Annotated in this window: 11 protein-coding genes; 8 read left to right on the top strand and 3 right to left on the bottom strand. The window is 56.0% G+C overall.

Annotated elements, in window-relative coordinates; translation table 11 throughout:
* The first annotated feature begins 27 nt into the window (after positions 1-27).
* Complete coding sequence (gene pckA, locus OGV67_RS20160) at positions 28-1,647, top strand: phosphoenolpyruvate carboxykinase (ATP) (protein WP_071259361.1); 1,620 nt, start codon at positions 28-30, stop codon at positions 1,645-1,647.
* Positions 1,648-1,771: 124 nt separating this feature from the next.
* On the opposite strand, the gene envZ is transcribed toward pckA, so the two are convergent.
* Both envZ and ompR read right to left on the bottom strand, forming a co-directional pair.
* The gene (gene envZ / locus OGV67_RS20155; RefSeq protein ID WP_012135512.1) at positions 1,772-3,124 is read right to left on the bottom strand and encodes a two-component system sensor histidine kinase EnvZ; all 1,353 of its coding nucleotides are present in this window, start codon (positions 3,122-3,124) and stop codon (positions 1,772-1,774) included.
* Entirely contained in the window at positions 3,121-3,840 is a 720-nt protein-coding gene (gene ompR / locus OGV67_RS20150; RefSeq protein WP_001157751.1) for an osmolarity response regulator transcription factor OmpR, read from the bottom strand. Before ompR ends, envZ begins: the two co-directional genes overlap by 4 nt.
* Before the next feature lie 226 nt (positions 3,841-4,066).
* Here ompR and greB point away from each other — a divergent pair, with 226 nt between their 5' ends.
* From greB to feoC, 5 genes are all read left to right on the top strand, one after another.
* Positions 4,067-4,540 carry a transcription elongation factor GreB gene (greB, locus tag OGV67_RS20145; protein ID WP_012135514.1) on the top strand — a complete coding sequence of 158 codons (474 nt, stop codon included), beginning with the start codon at positions 4,067-4,069 and terminating at the stop codon, positions 4,538-4,540.
* Positions 4,541-4,637: 97 nt separating this feature from the next.
* A complete protein-coding gene (locus OGV67_RS20140) occupies positions 4,638-6,971 on the top strand; it encodes a Tex family protein (RefSeq protein ID WP_110493717.1) in 2,334 nt (777 codons plus the stop codon).
* Between the two features lie 425 nt (positions 6,972-7,396).
* Positions 7,397-7,624 (top strand): ferrous iron transporter A, encoded by a 228-nt coding sequence (gene feoA / locus OGV67_RS20135; RefSeq protein ID WP_012135516.1) that lies wholly within the window; start codon positions 7,397-7,399, stop codon positions 7,622-7,624.
* Between the two features lie 18 nt (positions 7,625-7,642).
* A complete protein-coding gene (gene feoB, locus OGV67_RS20130) occupies positions 7,643-9,961 on the top strand; it encodes a Fe(2+) transporter permease subunit FeoB (RefSeq protein ID WP_115614350.1) in 2,319 nt (772 codons plus the stop codon).
* Positions 9,962-9,972: 11 nt separating this feature from the next.
* Positions 9,973-10,209 carry a [Fe-S]-dependent transcriptional repressor FeoC gene (gene feoC / locus OGV67_RS20125; protein WP_012135518.1) on the top strand — a complete coding sequence of 79 codons (237 nt, stop codon included), beginning with the start codon at positions 9,973-9,975 and terminating at the stop codon, positions 10,207-10,209.
* A gap of 83 nt (positions 10,210-10,292) precedes the next feature.
* Here the strand turns inward: feoC and bioH are convergent, their stop codons facing one another.
* Positions 10,293-11,063 carry a pimeloyl-ACP methyl ester esterase BioH gene (gene bioH / locus OGV67_RS20120; protein ID WP_047460677.1) on the bottom strand — a complete coding sequence of 257 codons (771 nt, stop codon included), beginning with the start codon at positions 11,061-11,063 and terminating at the stop codon, positions 10,293-10,295.
* 37 nt (positions 11,064-11,100) lie between these two features.
* Here bioH and gntX point away from each other — a divergent pair, with 37 nt between their 5' ends.
* Positions 11,101-11,784, top strand: coding sequence for a DNA utilization protein GntX (gene gntX, locus OGV67_RS20115; RefSeq protein WP_112001448.1), 684 nt, complete (start codon positions 11,101-11,103; stop codon positions 11,782-11,784).
* 58 nt (positions 11,785-11,842) lie between these two features.
* Positions 11,843-12,418, top strand: a complete 576-nt coding sequence (nfuA, locus tag OGV67_RS20110) for a Fe-S biogenesis protein NfuA (protein WP_012135521.1) — start codon at positions 11,843-11,845, stop codon at positions 12,416-12,418.
* The last annotated feature ends 155 nt before the right edge of the window (positions 12,419-12,573 follow it).

Below are 12,573 nucleotides of genomic sequence, written 5' to 3'. Positions count from 1 at the left end.
AATACATATTGGCTAAGGAGTAGTGACATGCGCGTTAACAGCTTAACCCCGCAAGATCTCAAGGCTTATGGTATCAATGACGTTCAGGATATCGTTTACAACCCCAGCTACGACCTGCTGTACCAGGAGGAACTTGATCCTACTCTGGAAGGTTACGAGCGCGGCGTATTAACGAATCTGGGTGCCGTTGCCGTTGATACTGGTATCTTTACCGGACGTTCGCCGAAGGATAAATACATTGTCCGTGACGACACCACGCGTGACACGCTCTGGTGGTCCGACAAAGGCAAAGGCAAGAACGACAACAAACCGCTGTCCCAGGAAACCTGGCAGCACCTGAAAGGGCTGGTAACTCAGCAACTCTCCGGCAAACGCCTGTTCATCGTTGACGCCTTCTGCGGCGCTAACGCGGATACCCGTCTCTCCGTTCGCTTCATCACGGAAGTCGCCTGGCAGGCGCATTTTGTCAAAAACATGTTCATCCGTCCTACGGACGAAGAACTGGTGGATTTCAAACCAGACTTTATCGTGATGAACGGCGCGAAATGCACCAACCCGCAGTGGAAGGAACAGGGGCTGAACTCTGAAAACTTCGTGGCCTTCAACCTGACTGAACGCATTCAGTTAATTGGCGGCACCTGGTACGGCGGCGAAATGAAAAAAGGGATGTTCTCCGTCATGAACTACCTGCTGCCGCTGAAAGGCATTGCTTCCATGCACTGCTCCGCCAACGTGGGCGAGAAAGGCGACGTCGCGGTCTTCTTCGGGCTTTCCGGCACCGGGAAAACCACCCTCTCCACCGACCCGAAACGCCGTCTGATCGGCGATGACGAACACGGCTGGGATGACGACGGCGTGTTTAACTTTGAAGGCGGCTGCTACGCGAAAACCATCAAGCTGTCTAAAGAAGCCGAACCGGAAATCTACAACGCTATCCGTCGCGATGCGCTGCTGGAAAACGTCACCGTTCGCGAAGATGGCGCCATTGATTTCGACGATGGTTCCAAAACCGAGAACACCCGCGTCTCCTACCCGATTTATCACATCGATAACATCGTTAAGCCGGTATCAAAAGCGGGTCATGCAACCAAAGTCATCTTCCTGACTGCCGACGCTTTCGGCGTGCTGCCGCCGGTTTCTCGCCTGACGGCTGACCAGACGCAGTACCACTTCCTGTCTGGCTTTACCGCTAAACTGGCCGGTACTGAGCGCGGCGTTACCGAACCGACGCCAACCTTCTCTGCCTGCTTCGGCGCGGCGTTCCTGTCGCTGCACCCGACGCAGTACGCTGAAGTGCTGGTCAAACGCATGCAGGCATCCGGCGCACAGGCGTATCTGGTAAACACCGGCTGGAACGGCACGGGCAAACGTATCTCCATCAAAGATACGCGCGCGATTATCGACGCCATCCTGAACGGCTCTCTGGATAATGCGGAAACCTTTAATCTGCCGATGTTTGACCTGGCGATCCCGACCGAGCTGCCGGGCGTAGAGACACGTATTCTTGACCCGCGTAACACCTACGCGTCACCGGAACAGTGGCAGGAAAAAGCCACCGCGCTGGCGAAACTGTTTGTCGAGAATTTCGAGAAATACACCGATACCCCAGCCGGTGAAGCGCTGGTCAGCGCCGGGCCGAAGCTGTAAAAAAACACGCCGGATGGCGGCTGCGCCTTATCCGGCCTACGGAGCATACGCTGTTGTAGGCCCGGTAAGCGTAGCGCCACCGGGCGCTGAAAAACGAAAAGGGAGGCATTTCGCCTCCCTTTTCTTATGCGTCTTTCGTCGAACCCGGTACGCGAGCGACCGGAATCGGCAGCCAGGCGCGAATAGAAAGCCCACCGCGCTCGCTGGAGCCAATCTCCAGCATACCGTTATGGTTATCCACAATACGCTGCACAATCGCCAGACCCAACCCGGTGCCGCTGGTGCTGCGCGCGCTGTCGCCGCGCACAAACGGCTGGAACAGGTGCTTACGCTGTTCCGGCTTAATGCCCGGCCCATCGTCTTCAACCTGGAACCAGGCGCGATGCGGTTCCGTACCGCTGCTAACCTTGATCCAGCCATTGCCATAACGGGCGGCGTTGACCACCATATTGGCGATCGCGCGTTTAATCGACAACGGATGCATTTTCACCTGAATACTGCCCGGTTGCAGCGCGGTATCAATTTCCCGCTCGTAGCCGCTTTCCGCCGCAATAACCTCACCCAACACGGCATTCAGATCGGCCATCTCCATCGGCATTTCCTGACCGGTACGCAGGTAATCGATGAATTGTTCGATAATGGCGTTGCACTCTTCGATGTCCTTATTAATGGACTCCGCAAGATAGCCGTCCTCTTCACCCATCATTTCGGTAGCCAGGCGGATACGCGTCAACGGTGTGCGCAAATCGTGGCTCACCCCCGCCATCAGCAAGGTACGGTCATCAGCCAGTTGCTTCACGCCCGCCGCCATATGGTTGAAGGCGCGGGTCACAGAGCGCACCTCCGACGCGCCATACTCGCGCAGCGGCGGCGGAATCATGCCTTTCCCCACCTGCAACGCGGCATGTTCAAGATCGACCAGCGGTCGGTTCTGGATACGAATAAACAACCATGCGCCGCCTATCGCCAGCAGCATAATCGCCAGCGTATAGCGGAACAGCGGGGAGAAATCGCCCTGATGGATTTCCGTCAGCGGCACGCGCACCCAGATATTGGGCGACAGCCAGGTTTTCAGCCAGACCACCGGCGAACTTTTGTTGACCTCAACGCGCACTTCCGTCGGGCCGCCCAGCTGCTGCGCCATCTGATGGCTTAAGAATTCATAGTGTTGCGCCCAACGCAGCCCGGCCTCTTCGGCAGCCTCGTTGGAATAGAGAGAAATCCCCAGCTCACGATAGATTTCCCGGCGGAACGCAGGCGGCACCACCAGTTGCGTGCCGTCCTCCAGTTGCAGCTTATCGGTCATCAGCATACGAACTTCGTAGGCCAGAACCTTATTAAACTGCTGGAGGCTCGGCAGAATCGCAAAGTTCAGCACCACCAGATAAGTCGTCACCAGGCTGACGAACAGCAAGGTGACGATGAGCAGTAGCGTGCGGGCAAATGAACTTCGCGGTGAGAAGCGCATTCGCCTCATGCTTTAGAACCGTCCGGTACAAAGACGTAGCCCAGGCCCCAGACGGTCTGAATGTAACGTGGATGCGCCGGATCTTCTTCCACCATGCGGCGCAGACGGGAGATCTGCACATCGATGGAGCGTTCCATCGCAGAGTATTCACGACCGCGCGCCAGGTTCATCAGTTTATCGCGGGAGAGCGGTTCGCGCGGGTGGCTGACCAGCGCTTTCAGTACCGCAAATTCACCGCTGGTGAGCGGCATCGGTTCGTCTTCGCGGAACATTTCGCGGGTGCCGAGGTTCAGCTTGAACTTACCGAAGGCGATTACCGCTTCTTCCTGCGAAGGCGCGCCCGGCAGTTCGTTCGCCTGACGGCGCAGCACAGCGCGAATACGCGCCAGCAGTTCACGCGGGTTGAATGGCTTCGGAATGTAGTCGTCGGCACCGATCTCCAGACCCACAATGCGGTCCACTTCTTCGCCCTTCGCCGTCACCATGATGATCGGCATAGGGTTGCTCTGGCTGCGCAGACGGCGGCAAATTGACAGGCCATCTTCGCCAGGCAGCATGAGATCCAGTACCATAAGGTGGAAGGACTCACGGGTCAGCAGACGATCCATTTGCTCGGCGTTTGCCACGCTTCGAACCTGGAAGCCCTGCTCGGTCAGATAACGTTCCAGTAGCGCGCGCAGGCGCATATCGTCATCCACCACCAGAATCTTATAATTCTCTTGCATTGTTTTACTCCCAAAGGTTCGCAACAATTGAATGTGTGTATTCTTAAAAAAGCTTACGTTTGTCACCAGCGAATTCTGGTATAAATTCCAGGCTAAATTGTTACAAAGCATATTTAACAGCAGCTTAAGTATACAATTAATCTTGCGACACATTATTTATTCTGCTGCGGCGATCACGTAATACGTATTGTGCGCATCGCCAAATAGTCAAAGGTAAATCAACGAGATGAAAACGCCCCTGATTACCCGGGAAGGGTACGAAAAACTCAAACACGAGCTGAATTATCTCTGGCGGGAAGAACGCCCGGAAGTCACCAAAAAAGTGACCTGGGCTGCGAGTCTTGGGGACCGCAGCGAAAATGCCGACTATCAGTATAATAAAAAGCGCCTGCGTGAGATCGACCGTCGTGTTCGTTATCTGACCAAATGCATGGAAAACCTGAAAATCGTCGATTATTCCCCGCAGCAGGAAGGCAAAGTGTTCTTCGGCGCGTGGGTGGAGATCGAAAACGATGAGGGCGATATCCGCCGCTTTCGCATCGTCGGCTACGATGAAATTTTCGGTCGTAAGGATTACATCTCCATCGACTCGCCTATGGCGCGGGCGTTGCTGAAAAAAGAAGTGGGCGATCTCGCGGTAGTACACACGCCCGCCGGCGAGGCCAGCTGGTACGTTAATGAGATCGAATACGTAAAATAGCGCCGGAACAATCCGAAGCCCCCGCTGATGACTGGCAATTTTGCCAGTCAATCCGTATAACTATCCCCTGATTTTTTACTCAGATGAAACTAAATCCATGATGAATGATTCTTTCTGCCGCATTATCGCAGGTGAAATTCAGGCACGCGCCGAACAGGTAGACGCTGCCGTTCGCCTGCTTGACGAAGGGAATACCGTGCCGTTTATCGCACGTTATCGTAAGGAGATCACCGGCGGGCTGGATGACACGCAGTTGCGTAATCTGGAGACCCGTCTGGGATATCTGCGTGAACTGGAAGACAGACGTCAGGCCATTCTCAAGTCCATTTCCGAGCAAGGCAAGCTGACCGATGAGCTGGCTAACGCCATCAACGGCACGTTAAGTAAGACCGAACTCGAAGACCTCTACCTGCCCTACAAACCCAAGCGTCGCACGCGCGGGCAAATCGCCATCGAAGCCGGACTTGAACCGCTGGCTGACCTGCTGTGGACAGACCCGTCCCACACCCCGGAAACGGAAGCGGCAAAATACATCGACGCTGACAACGGCGTGGCGGATGCCAAAGCAGCCCTTGATGGCGCACGCTATATCCTGATGGAGCGTTTTGCCGAAGACGCAGCGCTGCTGGCGAAAGTGCGCGATTATCTGTGGAAGAACGCCCACCTGGTCGCGACCGTCGTAAGCGGCAAAGAGGAGGAAGGGGCGAAATTCCGTGACTATTTCGATCATCACGAACCGATCGCCACCGTCCCTTCACACCGTGCGCTGGCGATGTTCCGTGGCCGCAACGAAGGCGTGCTGCAACTGTCGCTGAATGCCGACCCGCAATTCGATGAGCCGCCCAAAGAGAGCCACTGCGAGCAGATCATCCAGGATCACCTCGGCCTGCGTCTGAACAACGCCCCGGCGGATAGCTGGCGCAAAGGCGTGGTGAGCTGGACATGGCGTATAAAAGTCCTGATGCATCTCGAAACCGAACTGATGGGCACCGTGCGTGAACGCGCGGAAGATGAAGCCATTAACGTCTTTGCCCGCAACCTCCACGATCTGCTGATGGCGGCGCCTGCTGGCCTGCGCGCGACTATGGGTCTCGATCCGGGTCTGCGTACCGGCGTGAAGGTCGCCGTAGTGGACGGCACCGGTAAACTGGTCGCCACCGACACCATTTATCCACATACCGGTCAGGCAGCTAAAGCTGCGGTGGCGGTTGCCGCGCTGTGCGAAAAACACAACGTTGAGCTGGTGGCGATTGGTAACGGCACGGCATCGCGAGAAACCGAGCGCTTCTTCCTCGACGTGCAGAAACAGTTCCCGAAAGTGACGGCGCAGAAAGTGATCGTCAGCGAAGCCGGAGCATCGGTGTATTCCGCTTCCGAGCTGGCGGCGCTGGAGTTCCCGGATCTGGACGTTTCGCTGCGCGGCGCAGTCTCTATCGCCCGTCGTCTGCAAGACCCGCTGGCGGAGCTGGTGAAAATCGATCCGAAATCCATCGGCGTCGGCCAGTATCAGCACGACGTCAGCCAGACCCAGCTTGCCCGTAAGCTGGATGCCGTTGTGGAAGACTGCGTAAACGCCGTCGGCGTCGATCTCAATACCGCGTCCGTACCGTTGCTGACCCGCGTGGCAGGATTAACGCGCATGATGGCGCAGAATATCGTCGCCTGGCGTGATGAAAACGGTCAGTTCCAGAACCGCCAGCAGTTGCTGAAAGTGAGCCGTCTGGGGCCGAAAGCCTTTGAACAGTGCGCGGGCTTCCTGCGCATCAACCACGGCGATAACCCGCTGGATGCCTCTACCGTTCACCCGGAAGCCTACCCGGTGGTCGAGCGTATTCTTGCCGCCACCCAACAGGCGCTGAAAGCGCTGATGGGCAACAGCAGCGAGCTACGCAATTTGAAAGCGGTGGATTTCACCGACGACAAATTCGGCGTGCCAACCGTTACCGACATCATCAAAGAGCTGGAAAAACCGGGCCGCGACCCGCGTCCAGAGTTCAAAACCGCGCAGTTTGCTGATGGCGTAGAAACCATGAACGATCTGCAACCGGGCATGATTCTTGAAGGCGCCGTAACCAACGTCACCAACTTTGGCGCGTTTGTGGATATCGGCGTACATCAGGACGGTCTGGTGCACATCTCTTCCCTGTCGAATAAGTTCGTCGAAGATCCACACACCGTGGTGAAAGCGGGCGACATCGTGAAGGTGAAAGTGCTGGAGGTTGACCTGCAACGTAAGCGCATCGCGCTGACCATGCGTCTGGACGAGCAGCCGGGTGAAACCAACGCCCGTCGCGGCGGCGGCGGCAACGATCGCGCCCAGGGCAACCGCCCGGCGGCAAAAGCGGCGAAGCCGCGTGGTCGTGACGCGCAGCCTGCGGGCAACAGCGCCATGATGGACGCGCTGGCGGCCGCAATGGGTAAAAAACGCTAATCAAGCCTTATGCTTGTAGGCCGGATGAGGTATCTATACCGCCATCCGGCCGTTATATTTGAAATTAACAATTAAATCTTACGAATTAAATTGCTTAATTCATTACCCGCCTGTTGCCAGCACTGGTAATTATCAATTCATTAACAGATGAAACCTTAATTAAACATTAGCAACGCTGAATAATGTTTAAATCAACACGTTCTTTTTAAGACGAATAAATGTTGAGCCATGTCAAAACTGACTCAATTTATTATCCATTTCTACATTCCGTCACATTTTAATCATTGATGATAAAAACCATTCTCATTATCATTGTCTTGTTGATTATTTAATCTTTCTTTCGTTGGCTAATCATCTGGTCTTATGCCGCCTTCTGAGCGCGCATGAGGTATACGTCCAGTTAGCGAGAAACAAGTAGGCCCCCTATGCAATTCATTCCAGACACGGCGTGGAAAATTACCGGCTTTTCCCATGAAATCAGCCCGGCATATCGTCAGAAACTGCTTTCACTCGGCATGTTGCCAGGTTCTTCATTTAACGTAGTGCGCGTCGCCCCATTAGGCGATCCTATTCATATCGAAACTCGCCGCGTGAGCCTGGTATTACGTAAGAAAGATCTGGCGTTATTAGAAGTGGAAGCGGTTTCCTGTTAATTCGGTGAGTCTATAAAAATGAAAAAATTAACCATTGGTTTAATTGGTAATCCAAATTCCGGCAAGACAACATTATTTAACCAGCTCACCGGCGCGCGTCAGCGTGTGGGGAACTGGGCGGGTGTTACCGTTGAACGCAAAGAAGGTCAGTTCGCAACAACCGACCATCAGGTCACGCTGGTCGATTTACCCGGCACCTATTCACTGACCACCATTTCGTCACAAACCTCCCTCGACGAACAAATCGCCTGCCATTACATTCTGAGCGGCGACGCAGACCTGCTGATCAACGTGGTGGATGCCTCTAACCTTGAGCGCAACCTCTACCTGACGCTGCAACTGCTTGAGCTGGGCATTCCCTGCATTGTGGCGCTCAACATGCTCGACATCGCGGAGAAACAGCAGGTTCGCATTGATATCGACGCGCTGTCCGCACGCCTTGGTTGCCCGGTTGTGCCGTTGGTTTCCACGCGTGGCCGTGGGATTGAAGCCCTGAAACTGGCTATCGATCGCTATAAAGAAAACGAAAACGTTGAGCTGGTACATTATGCTCAGCCGTTGCTGCGCGAGGCCGAATCGCTGGCCGACGTCATGGCGGCGGATATGCCGGCGCAACAGCGCCGCTGGCTAGGCTTGCAGATGCTGGAAGGCGATATCTACAGCCGCGTTTACGCCGGTAATGCCGCGCAAAACCTTGAGGCGTCGCTCACTCGCCTGAGCAAAGAGATGGATGACCCGGCGCTGCACATCGCCGATGCGCGTTATCAGTGCATCGCCGCGATTTGCGACGTGGTCAGCAACACCCTGACGGCGGAACCCAGCCGTTTCACCGCAGCGGTAGATAAGGTCATCCTGAACCGTTTCCTCGGGTTGCCGATTTTCCTGTTCGTCATGTACCTGATGTTCCTGCTCGCCATTAACATTGGCGGCGCGCTGCAACCGCTGTTCGACGTGGGTTCCGTGGCGCTCTTTATTCACGGCATTCAGTGGATCGGCTACACGCTGCACTTCCCGGACTGGCTCACCATTTTCCTCGCGCAGGGGCTGGGCGGCGGTATCAATACCGTTCTGCCGCTGGTGCCGCAGATCGGCATGATGTACCTGTTCCTCTCTTTCCTGGAGGACTCCGGCTACATGGCGCGCGCGGCGTTCGTTATGGACCGTCTGATGCAGGCGCTGGGGCTGCCGGGTAAATCGTTCGTGCCGCTGATTGTCGGTTTTGGCTGTAACGTCCCGTCCGTAATGGGCGCCCGTACCCTGGACGCACCGCGTGAACGCCTGATGACTATTATGATGGCGCCGTTTATGTCCTGCGGCGCACGTCTGGCGATTTTCGCCGTGTTTGCCGCCGCGTTCTTTGGGCAAAACGGCGCGCTGGCGGTTTTCTCGCTGTATGTGCTGGGTATCGTGATGGCGGTACTGACCGGCCTGATGCTTAAACACACGATTATGCGCGGCGAAGCCTCTCCGTTCGTGATGGAACTGCCGGTCTACCATGTGCCGCACATCAAAAGCCTGGTGATCCAGACCTGGCAACGCCTGAAAGGCTTTGTGCTGCGTGCCGGTAAGGTCATCATCATCGTCAGTATTTTCCTCAGCGCATTTAACAGCTTCTCCCTGAGCGGAAAAATCGTCGATAACATCAACGACTCTGCGCTCGCGTCCATCAGCCGCGTGATTACGCCTGTCTTTAAACCGATTGGCGTTCATGAAGATAACTGGCAGGCGACCGTTGGCCTGTTCACCGGCGCAATGGCGAAAGAGGTGGTGGTGGGGACGCTGAACACCCTCTATACCGCTGAAAATATTCAGGAAGAAGAGTTTAACCCGGCTGACTTCCATCTCGGCGACGAGCTGCTGGGCGCGGTCGATGAAACCTGGCAAAGCCTGAAAGACACCTTCAGCCTTAGCGTACTGGCTAACCCAATCGAAGCCAGCAAAGGCGACGGTGAAATGGCGACCGGGGCGATGGGCGTGATGGACGCGAAGTTTGGCAGCGCCGCTGCCGCATACAGCTATCTGATTTTCGTTCTGCTGTATGTACCGTGCATCTCGGTGATGGGGGCTATCGCGCGTGAGTCCAGCCGCGGCTGGATGAGCTTCTCGATTCTGTGGGGGCTGAATATCGCCTACTCGCTGTCTACCCTGTTCTATCAGGTTGCAAGCTTTAGCCAGCATCCGACCTATAGCCTGGTCTGCATTCTGGCGGTCATCCTGTTTAACATCGTGGTGCTGGGGCTGTTACGGCGCGCCCGCAGCCGGGTGGATATCGAACTGCTGGCGACGCGTAAAACGGCCAGCGCCTGCTGCGCAAGCCCTGTCGGTAACTGTCACTGAGGTTGAGAACAATGGCGTCACTTATTCAGGTTCGTGATTTACTGGCTTTGCAGGGGCGTATGGAGGCAATGCAGATTAGCCGCACGCTGCATACGCCGCAGCCGATGATCGACGCGATGCTGAATCAACTGGAGAATATGGGCAGGGCCGTGCGGATTCAGGAAGATCCCGACGGCTGCCTGTCCGGTAGCTGCAAAAGCTGCCCGGAAGGAAAAGCCTGTCTCCGGGAGTGGTGGACGTTGCGTTAACGTTCTGCCGGATGGCGAACGGTAGCTAACATGTAGGCCGGATAAGGCGTTTACGCCGCTATCCGGCACTGCATAGACAATAATTATATCTTCTGCTTTAACGCCATCAACGCCTGACAAAATTCGCCGGGATGCGAAATAAACGGCGCATGGGCGGCCTTTGCAAACACCTGCGATTCACTCTCCGGCCATGCGGCATCCAGCATCGGCACGACTTTGCGCGGCACCAGACCATCCAGATAACCATACAGACGCAGGAACGGCATGGTCAGCGATTTAAGCGGCTCTCGCAGGTCGGCCGTTTTCAATATCTCCAGCCCACCGTTCAGTACCGCAACCTCCGGCATCGGCAACGCCAGCACGGCACTTTTCAGCGTGCGGGCATCCTGACGCGCGGTTTCGGTGCCTAACGTTTGCAGCGCCAGAAAACGTTCCACCGTACGCTGGAAATCTTCGCTGAGCTGCTGTTGAAATCCCGCCAGGATATCCGGCTTAATACCCGGCCACGCTTCGCGAGCGCTGAAACAGGGCGATGACGCGACAGTCACCAGCGCCTGAACGCGTTCAGGATGGGTTAACGCCACCTGGCTCGCCACCAGCCCTCCCAGACTCCAGCCAAGCCAGACGGCTTTATCAGGCGCCTGTTTCAGCACATGCTCCGCCATCTGCTCCAGCGACATCGCGCCAAAACCCTGGCTGCGGCCAAATCCGGGTAAATCGACAAGATGCAGCGTGAAATGCGCGCTGAGTTCCTCACGAATGCAATTCCACACTTCCGCATTCAGTCCCCATCCGTGCAGCAGCACAAGATGGCAATTTCCCTGACCTTCAGTCTGCCACCAGATGTCATTCATCAGTTACTGTTCTCTTTTGGCTAACAAGGATGAACATATGCTAACAGTACCGGGATTATGCTGGCTATGCCGAATGCCGCTGGCGTTGAGTCACTGGGGGATTTGTTCGGTTTGCACGAGAGCGGCGCGTCGCCGCGTCAGTCTGTGCCCGCAGTGTGGATTACCCGCTGCGCACACCGCCATTCCCTGCGGGCGTTGTCTGCAAAAACCCCCGCCGTGGCAGCGTCTGGTGACGGTCAGCGACTACGTACCGCCGCTGAGTTTACTTATCCACCAGCTAAAATTCTCTCGCCGCAGCGACGTCGCCGCCGCCCTTTCACGCCTGCTGTTGCTGGAAGTCTTACACGCGCACCGCGCATCGACGCTTCCGCTACCGGATCGCTTAGTCAGCGTGCCGCTCTGGCAGCGCCGTCACTGGCGCAGGGGATTTAACCAAAGCGATCTGCTGTGTCGCCCCCTGGCGCGCTGGCTGGGCTGCGGCTGGGACAGCCGAAGCGTCACGCGCCTTCGCGCCACCGCCACTCAGCACCATCTCAGCGCCCGATTGCGCAAACATAACCTGAAAAATGCGTTTCGCCTTGAATTGCCGGTACAGGGACTCCATATGGTCATTGTGGATGATGTCGTCACTACCGGAAGTACCGTCGCGGAGATCGCGCAGCTGCTTTTGCGCAACGGCGCGGCGACTGTCCAGGTATGGTGCCTGTGTCGAACCTTGTAGAGCCTCGATGATGGGCGTATTATAACCAAGTAAAATAGTCAACTATTAGGCCATTACTATGATCCATATTTCCGATGCTGCACAAGCGCACTTTGCCAAACTGCTGGCAAATCAGGAAGAAGGGACACAAATCCGCGTATTTGTGATCAATCCCGGTACGCCTAACGCTGAATGCGGCGTTTCTTATTGTCCGCCGGACGCCGTGGAAGCAAGCGACACTGCCCTGAAATTTGACCTTCTGACCGCTTATGTTGATGAACTGAGCGCGCCGTATCTGGAAGATGCCGAGATTGATTTCGTCACCGATCAGCTGGGTTCTCAGCTGACGCTGAAAGCGCCAAACGCCAAAATGCGTAAGGTTGCTGATGATGCGCCGCTGATGGAACGTGTGGAGTACATGCTGCAATCGCAGATCAACCCGCAGCTTGCCGGTCACGGCGGTCGCGTCTCTCTGATGGAGATCACCGACGAAGGCTACGCCATTTTGCAGTTTGGCGGCGGCTGTAACGGTTGCTCGATGGTCGATGTGACCCTGAAAGAAGGGATCGAGAAGCAGCTGCTGAATGAATTCCCTGAGCTGAAAGGCGTTCGCGATCTGACCGAACACCAGCGCGGCGAGCACTCTTACTACTAAGATTCTGCCCGGTGGCGCGTCGCTTACCGGGCCTGCAATGTGTATTCCGTAGGCCGGATAAGGCGTTTACGCCGCCATCCGGCGTTTTGCCCGGTGGCGCATCGCTTACCGGGCCTACAATGTGTATCCCGTAGGCCGGATAAGGCGTTTACGCC

Source organism: Citrobacter sp. CK188 (assembly GCF_030333525.1).
Taxonomy (GTDB): Bacteria; Pseudomonadota; Gammaproteobacteria; order Enterobacterales; family Enterobacteriaceae; genus Citrobacter_B; species Citrobacter_B koseri.
The sequence above is the reverse complement of the archived record's forward strand: the minus strand, read 5'-3'. Positions and strand labels throughout refer to the sequence as shown.